The sequence below is a fragment of the Methanospirillum hungatei genome (assembly GCF_019263745.1).
Taxonomy (GTDB): domain Archaea; phylum Halobacteriota; class Methanomicrobia; order Methanomicrobiales; family Methanospirillaceae; genus Methanospirillum; species Methanospirillum purgamenti.
The window spans coordinates 771,967-792,444 of the sequence record NZ_CP077107.1 but is presented as its reverse complement, the minus strand read 5'-3'; the positions used below and the strand labels follow the sequence as shown (position 1 = coordinate 792,444).

Genomic DNA, 20,478 nt, shown 5'->3' with positions numbered 1-20,478 from the left:
ATTAATGACTATGTAGCAGTTGTAACACTTGTAGCAGCTTTAGGAAAGAGACCTGTCAGTATTTTTTTTTGGATGGGAAATATTCGGGAACGAAAAATCACGCTCCTTCTTCTCTGAATGTGAATAAACCCTTTTTTATAGAAAAGGATTCCTCATAGTGGGGTTACACCCCCCTTTCCTGATTTAGTGCAACTATTATACCAGTTCCATTCATGGTATACGCACTTACGTGACCACAACATTCGTCCCAGATACCCGTAAAGATTTATCAAGATCTTCGAGGATTGGACAAGGTTTGACAAAAAGAGCCATCCAATATGAAGAAGAATAGCGGCATCAACCATTATGGCAAACCTCTTCTCATCTGACTCCGGAGCATGCTTTTTCTTCATGAGAAATGGCGGTCCGTTTGGTTATCGGTACATTATAAATGTTCAATGTTCTCGGTGCAGCTACCTGTTGCTATGGCTGGGGGTGCATGTGATAAAAAAAAACTTCGGGTTGATTCAATCCACACAGCCCGGATTATCTTGTGCCATGTATATCTGAATGGATCTTTAATACACCCATTATCCGATCTTTCGTAACCGGACAGTCGGAACTAATGTAATCTGTCCCTGTTGCACCGTTATCTGGTGAGACCAGGTCATGTACCCGTCATGGGTTATCATAATCTCATGGATTCCTGCAGGAATGCCAGCCCCCTCCAGTGGTGTAGAACCTATCAACTCTCCGTCAATGAATACTGATCCATTCTCCGGAGTTGAATTCATCATAAGCACTCCGCTTGGACCGGTCACTCTTCCATGATTTACATCAATGTACGCAAATTTCCGGTGAATACCCTGCCCGTCCTCTTCAGTTGCTTCAAGTGTCACCGTATACCGACCAGTCCCGGTGTAGGTGTGAACCGGATTCTGTTCAGACGATGTGGTTCCGTCACCAAAGGTCCAGTTCCAGGATTCTGGATACCCGTTGGAGAGGTCTTGAAACTGAACAGTGAGTGGTGGAACTCCTGATGTCTGGTTTGCAGTAAAATTGACGATCAATTCATCCGGTGGGATAGCCAGGGGAAGATAATCCACATTCTCATGGTTTATAGCATAGGTAGCATTGCATATACCATCTCCCCGATTTGCATGTGTTTCAGAAAATCCTTGTCCGTCTGGGGTGGCCCAGAAATTTCCTCCCAGGTTTGGGCCATGAACAATATTATTACCTGGTGTTAGTGTCGTATTCCACACAAGCGGTGAGGAGTCCCATACAAATTGTACATTTTCTGTGTTTTTGAAGACGTTATCGGTAATCGTCCCATTGAACACATCCAGAAACAGAAGACCGGCCTGTGTGTTATTGATGAGCATATTGCGACGTATGGTAAATCCGGTAAGAAAATCAAGCGTGATACCTACTCTGCTATTATTTATGATAAGTGATTCCTCAATTGAAGAGTTTGTGCATTGCATCATGGCGATACCATGGTTCTGGTTTTCCATAAGATATGCCTTTTTTACAAGAACTCCTTCAGAATTGGTTACATACATACCCGAATCCGGAGATTTTGCGAAGATGGAATTTTGAAAAGATATATTTCTGCAGTAATCGATATACGCTCCAAATGTATCATCTTCCATGTATGGAGGATTGAAATCATAAGAATAACTGCCATTGATGAGAATATCCTCTGAATTGAGCAGGTAGAATGCATTCCCTGATGAGCCGGAAGAATGGCATCGTTCCATATCCATTTCTCTGCTATTGCGGGCAATAAATCCATATAATGAACTATTAATCACAGATGAGTCAGTTATACTACATCTGTTCACATTTGTCGCAATAAATCCGTTTATAGATCCCAAATCATGGGCCTTTGATACCGATACATCAGAACAGTTGATGAGAAGAATGCCTGCCATGGTGTTCCCGGTTGTCACATCATGAATAGAGAGGTTCCGACTCCGAACAGCCAGGACCATAGCCGGGTCTTCAGTCGGTCCAATATCCATTCCATCCTGATCCCTGATGTAAATCAGGGATTTCCCATCAAGCAGATTCGTGTGATCGATATGATGGAGAAAATTTTCATCAGAGTCTCCCTCAATATAGAGATGGCATTTGTTTTCGGTAAGGATATTTCCGGATAATGTCAGGTTTTCTCCCAGGATAGAGAGCCCTCTTTGTAGATTTCCATGGATACTATTATGAATAACAGTCGAATCATCCATGTGAAGTTCAATACCGACTTTTCCGTTGCGAACCGTGTTATTCGAAATTTTTCCAAGACCATTATCAATATATATCCCATACAGTCCCGTATTGGTAATCAGGTTATCAGCAATATCAACAGATATCTTTTCTGCATCAAATCCTGCATTACTCATGATGCCTCCTGATACAGGTCCGGTTATTTCATTTCGTATTATTTCCATGTCCCTGCTTTGAAAGAGGGCAATAGCCGCAGAATCAGTATCGGTCATGCTATGTGATAGATTTCTTATGCTGTTTCCTTCTATCCTGATACTGGATCCCTGCATGATTGTTATACCGAATGTAGATCCCTGATAGCTGGTAGCGATGGAATCGGTGATCGTGTTGTTTGAAATTTCAAGATTTATTACCGAGTTTCCTGCAATCCCACCAGTTGTTCTGATATGGTGGGTGTTTGTGATAATCATGTCGGAAACACGTTCAAATACTATCCCTCCGGTGCAATCCCTGGTTGAAAAATTGGTTATGGAAATATTTGATAAGGTTTGTTCATTGCTCATTCCGACGCCGATACTTTCACTGTCAGGAGAACCACTGAATGTATGGCCGTTTCCATCAAGATATACATCTGAACAGTTTATCGAAACTCCAATCTCCGCACCTGTTGCTGTATAATCATTTTTGATGCGGTACATACCTGGAGAGGTGATCACAACCGGCATAGACACTTCATGCCATCCGGTTCCTGCTGCTGCTTTTGCATACTTATCTTCAGAAAGAATTTTCTGCTGCAGGGCCGAAAAAGAAGTAAACATTGATTCTATTGTTTTGTTCTGAATAACAACATTTTTCAGATCTAATATGTCTGGTGCAGGAATAAGGCCGGTTTTTTCTTCTCTCGGCGTGATCAGTTCTGCCCCTGATTGAGCAACAAGTAGCAGAACTATGAGACATATCCCCACCTTCCAGTAATGGTTTTCACTCCCCATATCATTCAATCCCGATATGTACCTATGTACAAAGAGAATAAAAATTATGGCTATCTGATGGGAACAGGGCTAAATGAACAAAGGGAGGCAATGGATTCATAAATTTTTAATCGCCTTTGATATTTCAGGAATTACCCCCACAAGATATCTGGTGTCATGAATGGTGTAACGAAGATTTTTTTTCTCTCTCCTTTATGAAGTATCCGTTTTATCCAGTACCTGTCAGTATTGTTTCTTATTTTTCCTTTGGAAATATTGGTTTTTTGATGTTCCGGAAATATTTCCAGTGCAGGAATATATGGATAATAATCAGACCTGCAAAAATCAGACTTGAATAATCATGCATATTTAACCATTGGTCACGAGAGATATCCAGATATGCTCTTCCACCCACTCCTCTCCCGCCTCCTGATGGTAGAAATAGATATAATATTACTCCTGATATAAGTGAAGGGATAAAAAATACCAAAGCAGCAATATCTACTATTGCATTGAGAGTAAACCGTTTCATACGTATCGTTCAATGATCAGCATTGAATTAGTTAAATTTTTGTATAGGTTATAAATTTGGATTCTCCGGTCTGAAAATGTGAATGAATCCTATCCCTTTGATCAAAAAAAAATATGTCAGGTCTCTCTTCTAGAGCTGCTACAACTGTTACAACTGCTACACGCGATGCAAATGAAAATATGGGTTCTATATATTGATAAATTGACTTTTGGGCTCTTCATATTCAAAACAGAGGTGTGGTTTACTCCACCATCTATTGGTATTGAACTGATCCGTATAGTATATACCTAACTATCTGTAATTATGTAGAATGTTTAATGAGAACAATAACCAACGATAAGTGAGTACGCATCAGAATAACCTTCGTTTCACTTTCAAATTACAAGCCGTTCGAAAATGCCTCATATCTTTTGGAACACATAACTCATGGATCCACAGATTACCTTCATAACCAGTCTCCAGTCTCATGCAGCAATAATCGATCCACTCATGCAGTTTTTTGCATTCATCGGACAACCAGAATTTTCCCTGCTCCTCATACCGCTTATTGTATGGTGCCTGGATCGTCAACTTGGAATCAGGATACTTCTCCTTGTATCATTGAGCGGGGCTATCTGCGACATAATAAAGATAGCATTTCACACGCCTCGACCATACTGGGTGACTACAGAAGTGAAAGCTCTTGGTAATTACCCGTCATTTGGTTTTCCTTCCGGACATGCACAAAATGCAGTTCTCCTCTTTGGACTTATTGCAACATGGATGAAAAAGGCCTGGATTTCTGTGGTATGTGTTATCTTCATCCTGCTCATCGGGCTTTCCAGAGTGTATCAGGCAGTTCATTATCCCCTTGATATTGCCGGTGGGTTTGCAGTCGGGCTTCTCCTCCTGCTTTTATATGTCAAATTTGAAAAACCGGTTGGAAAATTCGTGAAAAATCAATCAATCTCTATGCAAATTACTCTTTCATGTATGGGATCTCTCATTCTGATTCTTTTATCATTTATGGCACTCCTTTCTCTCGGATCCTGGCAGGTACCTCTTTCCTGGTCTACCCTTGCCTTCCAGCAGAGTAGTATCCGATAGCTCCTCTGATACCGCACGACACACTCACCGGTGCAGGACTCTTCTTTGGTTCTGCTGTAGGTGCAATTTTAGCTTCACGATATATCCCAACCATTCAAAAAACGTCGATATCGGTTCGTATTCTTAATTATGTTATCGGAATGATAATTTTGCTAGGAATTTGGTATTCCCTGAAAGGATATACACAGATAGAGGGAATCGGATATGGTGTGGAATACCTCAGATCCATACTTGCAGGGATTTGGATAACAGGTGGTGCTCCCATAATATTTCAAAAATATGTGCATTGTTTCAGGTAATGCACCCTCGGGATAGAATATGCCGGACCAGTGTTTTCGTTCACTTATCTAGTTACCATATAATGCTTTTAAATCCCGTTCAGAGACTTTTGAAGATTGCAGTCGCTGTATAGGTACACTTCCTCCTATCAGCATATCTCCATATCCGGCAAGACATTCTGCTCCTGTTTCATCAAGAATAATACGGGAATTTGTGGATGATGTCACTTTTAAAGCAATCTTCAGTTGCAGGTTTGCCTTGATAACACCTGTTACAATCTTTGCATCTGGCCTTTGAGTAGCAAGGATAAGATGAAATCCGGCTGCTCTTCCTTTTTGGCCGATCTTTTGAATTGCGTTCTCAAGAGCTTCCTTTGTAGCCTTGTTCATGATAAGGTCAGCATATTCATCAATAACAATAATCCGTCTGACCATCTGGATATTTTCCTTGCCATTATATTCTGATATATTTGAATAGCCTGACTTTTCAAGAACTTTATACCGTTCTTCCATCTCATGAACACAGGCATTCAGAATATTCATTGCTGTATTTGGATCCATAATGACCGGTTGTGAAAGATAAGGGAATGAAAAAAAATCTGTAAATGTAACTCGTTTTGGATCAATCAAAGTAAACGAGAGCATAGTTTGCCGGTTATGTAAAGCAATACCTACAACCATGGAGCGAATGAGTTCACTTTTTCCAGATCCGGAAGTTCCCCCAATAAGACAACTTGTCATATTCGGATCTGCCAGATCACCTACGAAAACCGATCCATCAATTCTCCTTCCTAATGGATATGGACATGTGTGTTTGGTTTGAATTCCTCCATCCTGTACAAGAGAGCTGACATCAAAAGATTCCCAGTCGTTGCGTTGAACATCACAACTGATATACCCACCCTGTGCCTGAATCAAAGGAGGAATTGAGAGTGATAATCCCAATTGAATATCCACCGTTCGATTTACGATTTTTGCAAAAGTTACCTTCTTTCTGATATCCGGAATTATTTTCAATCTGATAAATCGTGGCCCGATTGTATATCCCGAAGGGATGACTGGGATGGAAAGAAGGTTCAGCTTTTCAGTAAGGGTGCTCAGTAATTCTTCTGCATCCTGTTGTGGTGTATGCTCTTTTTCTTGAGGAACAATTTTATCCGTATGAATAACAGCCGGGATCATTTCTCCAAAATCGTTGTCGCATGATGGTATGAATGGACATACCTGGCAGAGAGCATTATCACTACATTTTGGAATTCGCTTCTCTCCTTCCATGATTTTTCTGGCTATTTGAAAAAGAGAAGGATGATTCTCGATTAGGTTCTCTATTGCTGGTAGAGGATATCGGACAAGTGGCATATTCTCCTCAAGGTACAAAATGTCAACCCGTGGAATAATTCCTATTGACTGCCGTACCAACCAGGCATAGAGAGATGTCTGTGCCAAATCCTGCATGGCATCAGATTCTTTCCGGCCTTTATATTCCAGAACAACCGGTTCTTTTGTCTTGGGATCGAAAATCAGGGCGTCTGGTTTCCCTGAAATTGACATTGATTCTCCATCATCAAAAACATATGATGAGGTCATCAGGTATTCAGTATTGTGAAAGATACTCTCAAATAATATGTCCAAATCCTGAAAACTGGAAATGTGTGGATTTATAAATTCCTCAAGATATTTAATCCAGCGTTCACATGCAGTCGCGAATGCTTCTATTTTTTCAATGGTTAGGGTAGATCCGTGTTCTGCTAAAAAAGGGATAAGGTATTCTTCTTTAATGGTTTCATGAATATGAAAGGATATTGCGTGTGGATTTTGGGATAGTGCATGAACAAGTGCTTGTCTGCCTGCTCCTTTTGATGAGATATCTTGTAAAACCATGTGGGCAAAGGTATGAAAGAGTGTTCCGGGAAGATTACCCGTTCCCCGATGTCCTATAAATGCGGCATTTTTCTTCTTTACCCATGAATATGCAAACAGGCGTGGACAATGCTGGCACAAATGAAGGTCAGTTACGGTACATTTCAGCATACATGATCCTTTCCATGGAGAATGATCATCGATCCCTGCTGTGATTGAATTATCCGGAACGTATCAGAATGTCTTCCACACCAGATAATCAGATCATCATGACTCATGGTGATACCCTGGCTTGTAAGTTGACCTGACAGAGTTTCAGCCCCCATGATATGCATTGATTTCTGGGTTAATATTCGACATAATGCCTGGTAAATGTGATCATCCTGATAATATGTTCGTTTCGCTGTTTCAGGGATATTTTCCGGTATTCGATGAATCAATGGCTTAAAAGTTGCCGGTTCTTTGAGATATTCAATAAGTTCTTCTTGAGTTAATGGTCGTATTCCAGAAGCAGTATCAATTAATATATCCTGTTCGCATATCTTGCATGAAATTGAATATAGTGCATAAAATCGTGCAATTTCACTTGTTGATGGCTGGAGGATTATTCCCCCTGCACGTATGAAATTATCTTTTTTTACGTTGGCCTGGTTCCAAGATTCTTTTGTGATAAGACAGCGTGGATCAGTCAGGTATATGCATGTCGCTCCTGGGTTTTTCTGTAAAAATTCCGTTCCTTTCCCAAAACTTGATCCAATTGCACTATGATTTCGGTTTGTATTGACTATGATGCAACACGTGGAGTTATTCTTTGATACCGTCAGAATGGATTTTCGTGCGAGTTTTTTCCGAGAAATCTGGTATTTTCGAGAGGTAAGATAAGTTATTATCGCTTCAGAAAGTTCTTCATAATCTGGCGGCCATGAATCCAGATCAGATATTATTAATTCTCGTTCATTTGTGTATGCCGCATGAATCACTTCTTCAGGTGTAACTTTGGGAATATGAACAGACGATGAATCGGATTGTAGTATAATTGTATTTGCACATCTGATAACTTCTCGTGGAGATGGATTTTTATTAATCGTCTCTCTGACTTTCTTGATAAGCCATGAATATGGTTCACTCCAGTTATCCGGAAGAATTTCCTGTATTCTGGTTCTTATTATCTCTTCAACCTCATCGTCATTACAACCCCGGAGTATCCACTGATTCATTGCAAGTCTTTCTGATATCGACTGATCAAGAGCAGGAGAAAAGACTTCCTCCCAGAATAAAGTCCTCATAAAGGTTAGCGGGATAATTGACCGGCAATCATTGATGATTGTAAAGATAATCTGGCCAAATGCCTCAACAAGTTCTTTATTTTTAAGGTTTTCAAGTTGATCAAAACAGACAATAAGGCTTTGGTTATAACGTGAAAGGAGAAGCCCTAATGAGATCAGAAATTCACGTGCTTCTTCTTCCATTGCAGGATCTGAAGAGGATTCCTGGAAAGGGACATGTAAGAGTTGTGCTTCTTCCGGGTCACCTATTTCACCGATAAGTCGCATATGTGCAATATGTTGGAGTTCCGGATTACAAAATGAGAAGAGAAGTCTGACAAAGAGGGGATTTATTGTTGGAATCTCTTTTATTGTCCACCCCTGTACACCTTTCAATAAGGCCTCCACATGTTCCTGTTTCCGGTATACATGGTCAAAAAATTTATTGACATCACTACCAAGATCGTTCGCCATTGATTTGTTTTCTGGTTGATGAGCATAGTAATCACAGATTATAGAGAAGACTATGCCATGAATTTGTGTATATCTGCATTGATCTGAAACAGGGTGTGCCAGATTGGTTATGATCCCTTTTAAAACACGTCGTAACGGCGTCTGATAATCAATAATAGGTTTAATTGTAGCAAATTTAATCTCGAAGTTTGTTTTTTCACAATGTTCTCGAATCCTTGCTATCATGTGTGTTTTTCCTGATCCAGACTCTCCTTTTATGAGTAATCCGACAGGATTTGATGCCTGGTTTTGCTTTTTTTGAATGATTCTGACTATTGAAGAAAAAACCTCTCCATTAATAGATGTAATATTTGGAAATTGTCTTACCCAGGGATCGGGGTGTGAACTGGAATAAAATGGATTATTTTCCCGTAAGCTCTCTATTCCTGAACTCATTCTCCCCTCCAGAACAGAAGAATTCGAAGTGTGTTTGATTTATCCCTATAGGAATCTCTCTGTTGATCGGCGGTTAAGAGCGATGGATCGCTTGCCTGTAGTTCAATTACTCCAGCATCCCATAGTACCTGCATACAGGTATCAAATGAAGAAGAAGGCCAGGCCAGAAATCTGCGGAGTTCAAAAATCTTAATATATGGTTTCCCTTTGTTGATAGCATTAAATCCTTCTTTGAATGCTTCCGGAGTATAGGCAATATTTTCGTTTTTCTTTATATCGGGATTTTTATCTATTATGGATATCCGGGTACCAAAACCATCTTTCTTCGCTATAATGAATGTCTTTGCATTTCCAGTATCAACCAGGTTGTTTATTATTTCAGCCAGTTCTTCACGTTTAAATGGAAGGTTGGCTTTTACCTGATTGAGTGAAAGATTGGGATTTGCCTTCAAATATGAGATGATAACTTCCTGAAGAGATTTCCTGAAGAGATATCTGGTATTTCCTTTTACATAGATAATGTATCCGGCTGGGAGATACGGTTTGATTATTTCTTCAAGATCTTTATTTGAGGTCTTTTTAACATCTATTGAAACAACAGATTTTATTGACGCCGGTAATCTGCTTTTAAGAGAAGTAAAGGTGAGATAATCCTTTTTTTGTTTTTCAAATATGTTCTCAAGAATGTCTGAAAAGGATGAATCCATATATTTATGTCTTTTTATAACTGATAAAGGAATACTATTTTTTCCGTCGGTGTTTTCATTCAGAAGGCAACATGAAACGATAGGTACCCAGGCATTACATTCGTAAATATTTGATAAATCGCTCAGCACATAGGCGATGAAAAAGGGTATAAAAGAGGTTAAAAATTTTAATTTTGGGATTTACATTCCCATGCCGCCCATATCGCCCATTCCACCTGGTGGCATTGATGGTGGTGCTGATTTTGCTGATGAAATATTATCGTCAATTCTCAGTATCATATCTGCAGTCTCGACTGCACTTGAAATTGCCTGAATTTTTACCTGAAGGGGTTCTACTACACCCTCTTTGAGCATATCGACAGGTTTTCCTTCAAACACATGGAGTCCATATGTACTCTCGCCTGAATCATGAGATGTACGAAGAGCAACTACCATATCTATCGGATCAAGACCGGCATTTTCGGCTAATGTTCTTGGAATTATTTCCAGTGCGGTCGCGAATGCTTCAATTGCCATCTGAACACGTCCCCCTACCGTATTTGCATAATCCCGAAGACGAAGTGATAATTCAATCTCCGGTGCACCACCACCAGCGACATATTGTTTATCTTCTAATACTGTGGAAACAACCCGGATTGCATCTTCAATCGCCCGCTCATATCCGTCGACGACATGCTCGGTTCCGCCCCGGATGATGAGAGAAATCGCTTTTGGATTTTTACATTTCTCGATAAAGATCATCTCTTCTCCGGAAACTTTTCGCTCTTCCACAAGACCGGCATATCCCAAATCATTTGAAGAGATGGCATCAATACTTGAAATGATACTGGCACCAGTTGCCCTGACCAGATTATTCATATCACTATATTTTACCCGTCTGACAGCCAGGATTTTTGCTTTTGAAAGATAGTGCTGGGCAATATCACCGATTGCGTTCTGACAAATTACAACATTTGCCCCGGTTTTAATAATTTTCTCAACAATAACCTTCGTCATCCGTTCTTCTTCGTTTACGAATGCCTGTAATTGATCAGGACTGGTTATCAGAAGCTGAGCATCCACCTCTGGTTTTGTATATTCTATCGGGGCATTGATGAGCATAACTTTTGCATTCGTAATTTTTGTGGGCATTCCTGGATGGACCCGTTCTTTATCAATAACAATGCCCTGGACAATTTCAGAATCTTCGAGAAATCCTCCTACTTTTTTCTCAACTTTGATATTGTCCATATCAACTGTTCCGTCAATTTCAGCAACACTGGTCGCTGCTTTTACGACAAGGTCACTGAGCAGGGTTCTTGAAGCTTCAACTCCCTTTCCGGCCATTGCAGTCAGAGCAAGGTTTTTAAGAATTTTCGTGTCGGATCGTTTGATATCTATAGCGATCCCTTTGAGTAGCTCCTTGGATTTTTCCCCTGCCATCCGGTACCCATGAACAATTATCGTCGGATGAATACCCTGTTCTATAAGATTCTCAGCCTGTCTAAGCAATTCCCCTGCAATAATGACTGCAGTGGTGGTTCCATCACCCACTTCATCATCCTGTGTTTTTGCAATTTCTACAAGCATTTTGGCAGCCGGATGTTCAATATCCATCTCTTTGAGGATAGTGGCTCCATCATTCGTGATGACAATGTTACCCATTGAGTCAACCAGCATCTTATCCATCCCTTTCGGACCGAGGGTGCTTCTTACTGCATTTGCTACCGCTTTTGCTGCAGTAATGTTCATACTTTGTGCATCCCTTCCACGGTTTCGGGAAGATCCTTGTTGAAGGATATAGATTGGTTGCCCGGTAAGTTGTGTTGACATATTGATCCCTGGTTGTGTAGGGTATCATTGATGTACTGTTCTATAAAAGTATTGTGGAATTAAAAAATCATTGTCAATAATTTTGTCCCAGATTATGTTTCAAATTTCATTAATTTCATTTATTTCAAAAAAATCCTAATTCAAACCTTTAAATTATTAGAAAATATCATTGCTAACTCTACAGGATTAAAATACCAAAAGATAGATGATATAATCACAGTATCTATACATAGTAATTCTAATTATCATGGAAATGAGTCCTTCATCAGAACCTTCATTACCCTCTTCTAAAGAAAAAACGATATTTCATAGTTTTCTTGTTGCAATTCTGATTTGGATACCCAATATCATAGCAGTAATGCTGTCCGGATCAGTAACTATGCTGGCCGACGTTGTAAAAGATGGAAATGAACTCCTTTCTACTTTCATGGCATGGATGATCATTCGAAAACTCTCAAAAGGTGATCATTCTACCTATGATTATGGCATGGGAAAATTCGAAACAATTACTGGATTAATCACCGGAATTGTTATGTTTATCTCGCTTTTTTTGGTCTTTTACTCTAGTATTTCGAGAATCCTTGTTCCCGCCCAGATACATGAAGAAGGGGCGATTTTGGGGATTATTTTATACATTATTTCAATATCGGCAACTGCCAGGCAATGGCGAAAAATGCACCAGGAGTCAAAAAAAGAGCATTCTCCTATCCTCGAGTCCCAATGGCGATTATTTAGAATAAAAACAATTTCTGATATCCTCGTTTTAGGAACTCTTGTTGCCTCAACAGTGTTTCAGGAGTTCTGGTGGTCTGATTTCTTTGATCCGATATCATCATTCATCATTGGAATCATTCTGCTATTATCTGGATATCACATAATATTCTCATCATTTCAGGATTTGCTTGATAAAACAATAGATGAATCCTACCAGTTTCTAATCCTCCAGGATCTGGCAGAGTTTTTTGATGAATATGTGGCTTTTCATGGTGTAAAATCAAGGAGGTCTGGAAACAGGGTATTTATTGAGATCTTTCTTGAGTTTGATGGTGATAGAAAAATGGGTGATGTTCAGGCAGTAATTAACCGGATGAAATCATCAATTGAACAAAAAATTGATAAAAGCACAATATCTATCGTTCCAACGTCAAATCCTGGTTCATACGAAAAAATTATGCGTTAAAGGCTTTTCTTCGGCCTAGAATACATCCTTCTCCTCGATTTCCCCCAATTGGGCGTTTTGGATTTCCGAGACTTCCCATACACCGGGCCATGACTGATGCACCACGAGGGAGAGCACTTGATACAAAGATGAGTCTGTCATAGGGATCCGGATAGAGGTTTCTCTGGATTATCCCTTCAAGTACATATTCTGGCTTTCTTCCTGACATGATGGCTCTCCCTGAAAACCCAAGTACAGAATTTTCATGTAGTAATCCTTCTTTATGAGCAACGTCAATCATTCGAAGAGACAATTGGGCACACACTCGGTCTATTACTTCAGTAAAATTCTTTAATCCCTTATTTTCGTAGATTTCTCGTCCGATCTCCTGAAGTTCATGATAATGAGAAAAATCTTCACCACAGTCAACCCCGATAATTGCAATTTTTTCATTTTCTGCAATCTGGGGATCGATTGGTACCTGTCCAAATTTCTTTCTGTGATGGGGGACCATCTCAACCTGAATCAGGTTATGAATCTTATTTGAATAATCTTTACACAAACCCGATTCTTTCTTTGAAAAGAATCCGGTTTTTACATCATCACCAAGGAATTCCTGAGCAGTTCCATACTTTTTATCAACCTGCCCTGTTCCTTTAACTAATGTATCTGCAATCGCTCCACCAAGACCAATGAAGCATCCAATTGTTCGTGCATAGGGATCTTTCCGGTCTTTCGGGACATTTTCTGTTATCCGGCCATCAAGAATGGTTCCCATGTCAATTGAAACGCAGGGATTTCTAAAATCAATAGGGGTATTCACTGCTGCCTGTTTTATTCCGGCTAATGAGAGGTCTCCTTCCATATCATTTGCAATTAAATCCTCACCAGAGAGTCCGGTCGCCGGAATCACTCCTGCCACTGATCCGGTATACTGGACTTTATCAAGCATACTGAATTTTCTATCATCTTCCGGAAGTGAAGATTTCGTCATGACCGGTCTCATTTTTGCCATGGGGATACCGGCGTCAAGACATCCTTTTGTAATAGAACCCAGGTAATTATTGATGTGGTCAGGTGATTCCCATTCTGCAACGATTCCTGTTGAATGGACTGCAAAATCTAATTCCTTATTGAGATCAAGAGAGCATTCGGATATTGTTTTGTAAATGATATCTTTTACCAGAGCTTCTACTGCTTTTTTTGAAAGTATGTGACCATCAAGTGTCTGACCAAATATTTCTTCCCCTGACTCTGGTTTTGGAATGTCCTTCATAAGTCTGACATTTCTGTTGATAAGATAGGTAATTCCAGTCTCAAGGTTTGTTCCGGTAATAATACAATCGGTTGTAGTATTTCCTACATCTATTGAAAGAACAATATGGTAGGTTTTTTGTTTATATTCCGGTTCAGGTACATTTCCCGGTGCAATTATTATGGGGACAGGGACATCATGGACTATGCAAATGTTTTTTGCCTGTGACCGGCTGAATACCATATAAATATAGATATCAATCTGAAGGTTAAGAAGATATTGGAGGAAGAATAATCCATCATTCTCTGTATAATCTCTGATTTTTCCTAAATTGCCTGGGATAACAATATTCATTTTTTGATGAAAAGGTAATTTTTGGGAAGTCAGTTTACCATTGTTTTTTTGTATCTGGAATTTGCGCTTTATAAATTCTGATATTTTTCTAAATCCGAGAATATACGGTTAATAGTGGTGTATAATCTCTCATTTCAAATTATGAGTAAATCGTTTTTTTATGTCGATCTGATCTCCTGTAAAGCAGTATATTTTTGACCAATCAAAATAATAGTAGAAAGAATGATCGAATATCTGAGAAAAGGGCTTTTTGGTTTACTCATTCTTCTATCTATCATAGGAATTGTTATTGGAGCAGAATCTCCCGGATACACCGTGTATGTACAGGGAGAGCAGAGCACCATTGAAAGCACAACAGATGGTTTGTATGAAATTACCATTCAGGAAATCATTCCATTCTCCTCGATTAAAGATGGAGATGAGTTCTTCCTTGTTCCAATAAAACATCTTGCAAATGAATCCTATCCAATGAACGCAGTTCTTATTCTTGCCGGTTCTGAAATAGATCTCACATCTCTGATTGAGATATCCAATCTTTCAATTGATACTGAACTGAATACCATTACCTTCGAGGCACATCCTCTCGAATTTTACTCCGGGGAACTTCTCAACCCCTATTTTGATGAACTGGGAGATCTGGAATCGGCAATCGAAAAGAAAACAGACCTTTCTGCTCTCTATCTCGAAATTAATAATCAGGTTGCTGAAAATGCCTGGAGTCCACCTTTTCAATGTTGCTTTGAAGGCCCCAATGGTCAGTGCTATATGAAATGTTAAGATCCTGATTATCCTTTTTTTTGAAAATCCGATGTTCCTTATGAAGTTTCTTCTGACCAGTGAAGAAACTTCATGATTCAGCACATCAGATATCTGGTATTCATAAAAAGTGCGGGGAAGTATCCATGTATTTTTCAGATAAAAATATCTTTTATGCAGGAATTGGAATCGCCATCCTGCTTTGTTTTTCGGTCCCGGCTGTATTGGCAGGGCCTTCTGATAACTGGTTCCCGGATAATCAGTGGATAGAGCAGATTACGGGTACACACAATCAGAATACCATTCAGGTATCAGAAGAACATGCCACTGACCGTCTTATTGTTCGGTATAATCCAAATTCAGCACAATCACGTTCATCCCTGATGTCTGTTCAATCATCAGCAAATGCGATGGCCGGAACTCAGGTGGTCCGTGATCTCAGTTCAAACGGAGTCGCTGGAATGCAGGTTGTCCAGGTATCAGGCACGAGTCTTGAGAATGCGATGGCAGCATATAAAGCAAATCCTGATGTTCTCTATGTTGAACCGGATTATAAGATATCTCTCAGTCCTATTGAAAATGTCCAAAAAACTGTACCTATTCAAAGTTTTCAGGCATCAGGTTCTTCTTATCCGAATGATCCCGGGTATTCAAACCTTTGGGGACTCCAAAATACTGGCCAGGCCCCGTTTTATGGCACTCCTGGAGCTGACATGAAAGCTCCTCTTGCATGGACTAAAACGACTGGTTCATCAGGAGTAACAGTTGCTGTTATTGACACCGGAGTTGATTACTCACATCCGGATCTTGCTGCAAACATCTGGCAGAATTCAGGTGAATCCATAAACGGAGTCGATGATGATGGTAATGGATACATCGATGATGTCCGGGGATGGAATTTTGTATCCAAGAATAATGATCCGATGGATGATAACGGGCATGGTACTCATTGTGCAGGAACGATAGCAGCAGTCGGAAATAATGGAATTGGCATTGCAGGAGTGACATGGAAGACGAAGATTATGCCATTGAAATTTCTCGATTCCAGGGGATCCGGATATACCTCTGATGCAATTTCTGCAATATTATATGCAAATAAGATGGGCGTTCCGATAATCTCGAACTCCTGGAGTGGGACCGGGTATTCACAATCCCTGAAAGATGCAATTGATGCATCGCAGGCGGTTATAATCTGTGCAGCAGGAAACAGCGGCGGAAGTTCTGAAATTAATCCGATTTATCCTGCAGCTTATACGAGTAGCAATATCATTTCCGTTGCTGCTACAAATTATCATGATGCCCTTGCTTCATTTTCTAATTATGGGGCAAGTTCAGTTGATTTGGCCGCTCCTGGCGTCAGCATTTACAGCACAACGAAATCCGGTGGATATTCCTATCTGAATGGGACATCGATGGCAGCACCGTACGTTACCGGAGTTGCAGCCCTTTTAAAATCCCAGTCTCCTTCTCTGACTGGTGCACAGATAAAAAGTAAAATCCTTGGATCCTGTGATAATCTCCCTTCTCTCTCAGGAAAAGTCGCAACCGGGGGAAGATTAAACGCTGCAAAGGCATTAGGGATAAGTACACCAACTCCTACCCCGACTAATCCCGTTCCCACTCCAACCGTTACCCGTACTCCCACTCCTGTTCCAACCTCTACTCCCATTCCCACCCCTACTGTGACTCGTCCTCCCACTCCTGTTCCAACCTCTACTCCCGTTCCCACCCCTACTGTGACTCGTCCTCCCACTCCTGTTCCAACCTCTACTCCCGTTCCCACCCCTACTGTGACTCGTCCTCCCACTCCTGTTCCAACCTCTACTCCCATTCCCACTCCAACCGTTACCCGTACTCCTACTCCGGTCCCAACAATTGTGCCCGATTCTCCGCCCCTGCCTCCAACTCCCTGTGGGGTCTATAAAACAGATACCCAAACCGGATTCTTAAAGCAGGGACAGGCAGCCGTATATGGATATTTTATTCCATCAGATGGGCGTTCAAAAATTGAATGGTCTGAACAGACGTTTGGAACTTGTGGCAGCGGTAAAGGATTGAATAATCAGGGAATGGGAAGTATCAGAGAAAACAACAATGCATGTGCAGATACCTCGGTATTTGATATATATGTCTGTAAAGACTGCAATCCGAAGAATTCGTATTGCTACGCCCAATATTATGCAACCGGTCAGAATCCATATATTTCAATCACCCCACCAAACTCTGGCTCGACGTACTTTGTCATGATATATGCCAGAACTGGAAACGGGTATTATACACTTAAAATGAATAGTTACAAGTGTCCAGGAAATACTCCAATTATCGTCGCATCAAAAGATTCTGGGATTTTCCCATCCGGAAAGGAAATACCAGTTCCTTCTGCCGAATATATTCCCCAATAAAAAAATTTTTTTAGGTTCTTCATTCAGATGCTGCAGCTATATACTGTCCGCTATCTGAATCACTGCCTACATGGATCTCCACGGTTCGTTTTACTCCATCCGGATTAGGATCTGGAGTATAATATCCGATGGTGTATGTCTGGGTAATAATTCCCTGAATACTGTCAAGGATTTTAATAAATTCATTTCCATGGACGTCAATGAAAAGCCCGCTTCCACCAAGAGCCTTAACTAACTCTCGTTTATCATTGTCCTGATTAAATGAACCTGAAACCATGGTAGGTCCTACTAGGATAAAGCTCGTACCATTGTTCAGGAGATTTCCTGCTGTTTCAGGAATGGTGTATTTCGAAAATGGCGTTCCATCATTTCGGTAATGAGTCATATCATCGGTGATGTCCAGTATCATATGCTGGGCGTCAGATCTGAATCGTAACCCAAGGGCTGCTTCAATAGCATCAAGGTTTGCCTCCGGAGCATCAAATCCTTCACTTGCGTTTAACCCGTCTATTGCTTCTTTTATTGCTGCTGCATCTGAAGTCCAGTCCTGCTTTACCGTTACTGAATCTTTGAACGTGATGAGGGCATATCTGCAGTCAATATTTGCTGTAGCAATCCGATCGGTGAGTTCAAGGACCTTTTCTTTGAGATCATTGATCTCATCCCGCATACTTCCGGTGTCGTCAAAAACAATTGCCAGGTCAAGTTTAGATTGAGATGAATCTCCGGTAAATGAGAACTCAGTGATATTCATTAGTTTTCCATCTTCATATACCTGGAAATCATCTTTTCCAAGGCCGCCAGATCTCCCTTTTGTTGTGTTCACAGTAACATAGGTAATAACGTAAGGGAAATTGACCCCATTAATTCCGGTGATATCTACCACCTTTGATCCAAGAATGCTCATACTATCATCCGTGCTGCTGTAATCTTCAGCATCCTGTTCAATGGATGGTATGATCCTATCTGATCCTGTTTCCGGGGTAAATGTCTGCTGTTGTCTGGTTGCAGTGTATAATCCGCTGTCTGAATCGTTTCCTACCTGAACCTCAAGTGCAATTTTCCGATCTTCTCCATATACATGAGGTGTATAATAGCCAATAGTGTAGGTTTGCGTGATAATTGACTGTATTTTATCAAGAATTGAGGAGAATTCATCACTATGAATATCAATGAAAAGTCCGCTTCCACCAAGGGCCTTTACTAATTCTTTTTTATCATTATGAACATTAAAAAGTCCGGATGTCGATGCCGGACCCACCAATATGTAACTCGTTCCATTACTGAGAAGATGGCTTGCTGTCTCTGGAATTGTGAATTGTGAAAATGGTGTTCCGTCATCTCTGTAATGTGTCTTTTCATCGGTAATATCCAGTATCATATGTTGGGCATCAGGTCTGAATCCGAGTGCCAGGGCAGCTTCTATTGCATCTAGGTCTGCTTCAGGGGCATCATCACCACCATCTGCTACCAGACTGTCTATCGCACTTTTGATAATTGAAGGGTTTGACGTCCATCCTTGCTTCAGTGATACCGCATCATTGAAACTGATTAATGCATATCGACAATCAATATTCGCAACATCAATACTGTCTGTCAGCCCTTTCACTTTCTCTTTCATATCAGCGATTTCGTCGCTCATACTCCCGGTATCATCAAACAGAATTGCCAAATCCAGTTTGGTTCTTGTTGCCTTATCCGGGAATGATACTGAGGTGATCTCCATGGGATCGCCGTTCTCGAAAACATGAAAATCGTCTTTTGTGAGCTCACCGGCTCTTCCTGCAGGGGTGTTCACTGTTACATACGTGATTACTGTTGGATAGTTTACGGCGTTAATTCCGGTTATGTCAACAACAGACATTCCCGGTATGCTTATCGAGTTTCCATTATTTGGGTATGATACAGTACTCTGTTCATCTGTTCCGGGAGAGGGGATGTCTCCGCTGGTAGGTCCGGCGAAAACTCCCACAGTTAATGTACCAATCAATATGCACGTACATAGAAAAAGGATTGAAATAAATCGAATTTTCATGAGTATCATCCGGGGTGTATTGTAGGTTAATTGATGATCTTCTGCATATAAATTTCGATATGGTATAAACCTCACCGAGTATGAGAGGATATCTTACATAATTAGTATAGAACGTTCTTTAAAAAATTCGTAAGATGTAACTTATATATACTATAAACGGGTACCCTCAACCAACAGGAGGTTCATTCATGTCAAATTATTTTGACTTAAACAGTCGAATGGAGAAGGCGTATGAAACGAATATCAAGAATAATCTCGAAGGATTTAGGCTATATTCCCTCCGGAGCGAGGGCGCATCAACTCCAACACAGCCTGCTGCTCATCCTAATCAGATGTCATTCATTGAACAGATAGTTATGTACCTTGGAATTGTCCTTGGAGTGATATTTAGTTCAACGGTAATGAATTATTCAAACAATGGAGTAATTGACTTTACATTTAGTTTTGGGACAATGGTCATAGCTTTTTTAGTCGGATTGTTCATTATGCCATATGTTTTTGAAAAAGTTGCATTTGTTGGCAAACCCGTATTGATTCAGTTTTCATTATTTTTTCAAAATGGTGTCTTATGGCAGGTTATCGCAACAGCTATTCTTACCATAAGGTGATGTCAGAAGTATCTGAATTATAAATAACTATTTTTAGGAAAATTGACCTTGTTTTAGGGCCATATGGTTTTTTCCCTCTGCATGAACATCAACAATGATTTGAATATGTATCCGGTCAAGTCGTTTCATCAAACTCTTCATCGGAACCATTTCATCAGGAGCTTCGAATAATAAAACCATATCCCATCTCCAAGAGATCAGTAAATGCCATGATATTTTACCAGTATGAGACGGGATAGATAGTAAAATCAAATCAGAGATATATTTTTATTTCTTTATAAATG

At 40.3% G+C, this 20,478-nt stretch carries 14 protein-coding genes; 5 read left to right on the top strand and 9 right to left on the bottom strand.

What is annotated here, in order from left to right; all coding sequences use genetic code 11:
* Positions 1-569: 569 nt before the first annotated feature.
* Positions 570-3,197 (bottom strand): right-handed parallel beta-helix repeat-containing protein, encoded by a 2,628-nt coding sequence (locus KSK55_RS03760; RefSeq protein ID WP_218608230.1) that lies wholly within the window; start codon positions 3,195-3,197, stop codon positions 570-572.
* A 235-nt stretch (positions 3,198-3,432) separates the two neighbouring features.
* Entirely contained in the window at positions 3,433-3,708 is a 276-nt protein-coding gene (locus tag KSK55_RS03755) for a DUF4405 domain-containing protein (RefSeq protein ID WP_218608229.1), read from the bottom strand.
* Positions 3,709-4,134: 426 nt separating this feature from the next.
* On the opposite strand from KSK55_RS03755, the gene KSK55_RS03750 reads away from it, so the two are divergent.
* Positions 4,135-4,794 (top strand): phosphatase PAP2 family protein, encoded by a 660-nt coding sequence (locus tag KSK55_RS03750; RefSeq protein ID WP_218608228.1) that lies wholly within the window; start codon positions 4,135-4,137, stop codon positions 4,792-4,794.
* Between the two features lie 347 nt (positions 4,795-5,141).
* Here KSK55_RS03750 and KSK55_RS03745 read toward each other — a convergent pair whose 3' ends face one another.
* The 4 genes from KSK55_RS03745 to thsA all read right to left on the bottom strand — a co-directional run bounded on the left by KSK55_RS03745 (position 5,142) and on the right by thsA (position 11,625).
* Positions 5,142-7,103 (bottom strand): FtsK/SpoIIIE domain-containing protein, encoded by a 1,962-nt coding sequence (locus KSK55_RS03745; protein WP_218608227.1) that lies wholly within the window; start codon positions 7,101-7,103, stop codon positions 5,142-5,144.
* Positions 7,097-9,106 (bottom strand): P-loop NTPase fold protein, encoded by a 2,010-nt coding sequence (locus tag KSK55_RS03740; protein ID WP_218608226.1) that lies wholly within the window; start codon positions 9,104-9,106, stop codon positions 7,097-7,099. Before KSK55_RS03740 ends, KSK55_RS03745 begins: the two co-directional genes overlap by 7 nt.
* A complete protein-coding gene (locus KSK55_RS03735; RefSeq protein ID WP_218608225.1) occupies positions 9,103-9,813 on the bottom strand; it encodes a hypothetical protein in 711 nt (236 codons plus the stop codon). Before KSK55_RS03735 ends, KSK55_RS03740 begins: the two co-directional genes overlap by 4 nt.
* Before the next feature lie 180 nt (positions 9,814-9,993).
* Positions 9,994-11,625: a thermosome subunit alpha gene (gene thsA / locus KSK55_RS03730; RefSeq protein ID WP_218608224.1), complete on the bottom strand. Its 1,632-nt coding sequence runs from the start codon at positions 11,623-11,625 to the stop codon at positions 9,994-9,996.
* Positions 11,626-11,878: 253 nt separating this feature from the next.
* On the opposite strand from thsA, the gene KSK55_RS03725 reads away from it, so the two are divergent.
* Complete coding sequence (locus KSK55_RS03725; RefSeq protein WP_218608223.1) at positions 11,879-12,805, top strand: cation diffusion facilitator family transporter; 927 nt, start codon at positions 11,879-11,881, stop codon at positions 12,803-12,805.
* Here the strand turns inward: KSK55_RS03725 and KSK55_RS03720 are convergent.
* The gene (locus KSK55_RS03720; RefSeq protein WP_218608222.1) at positions 12,795-14,393 is read right to left on the bottom strand and encodes a methanogenesis marker 14 protein; all 1,599 of its coding nucleotides are present in this window, start codon (positions 14,391-14,393) and stop codon (positions 12,795-12,797) included. The two genes, KSK55_RS03725 and KSK55_RS03720, sit on opposite strands and share 11 nt — an antisense overlap.
* 222 nt (positions 14,394-14,615) lie before the next feature.
* Here KSK55_RS03720 and KSK55_RS03715 point away from each other — a divergent pair, with 222 nt between their 5' ends.
* Together KSK55_RS03715 and KSK55_RS03710 are read left to right on the top strand one after the other, a co-directional pair.
* Positions 14,616-15,170, top strand: coding sequence for a hypothetical protein (locus tag KSK55_RS03715; RefSeq protein ID WP_218608221.1), 555 nt, complete (start codon positions 14,616-14,618; stop codon positions 15,168-15,170).
* A gap of 125 nt (positions 15,171-15,295) precedes the next feature.
* Positions 15,296-17,551, top strand: a complete 2,256-nt coding sequence (locus KSK55_RS03710; RefSeq protein ID WP_218608220.1) for a S8 family peptidase — start codon at positions 15,296-15,298, stop codon at positions 17,549-17,551.
* 19 nt (positions 17,552-17,570) lie between these two features.
* Here the strand turns inward: KSK55_RS03710 and KSK55_RS03705 are convergent, their stop codons facing one another.
* Positions 17,571-19,586, bottom strand: a complete 2,016-nt coding sequence (locus tag KSK55_RS03705) for a VWA domain-containing protein (RefSeq protein WP_218608219.1) — start codon at positions 19,584-19,586, stop codon at positions 17,571-17,573.
* Positions 19,587-19,774: 188 nt separating this feature from the next.
* Between KSK55_RS03705 and KSK55_RS03700 the strand changes: the two genes are divergently transcribed.
* Positions 19,775-20,194, top strand: coding sequence for a hypothetical protein (locus tag KSK55_RS03700; protein ID WP_214418860.1), 420 nt, complete (start codon positions 19,775-19,777; stop codon positions 20,192-20,194).
* Between the two features lie 33 nt (positions 20,195-20,227).
* Here KSK55_RS03700 and KSK55_RS03695 read toward each other — a convergent pair whose 3' ends face one another.
* Positions 20,228-20,374: a hypothetical protein gene (locus tag KSK55_RS03695; RefSeq protein ID WP_214418859.1), complete on the bottom strand. Its 147-nt coding sequence runs from the start codon at positions 20,372-20,374 to the stop codon at positions 20,228-20,230.
* Positions 20,375-20,478 lie beyond the last annotated feature (104 nt).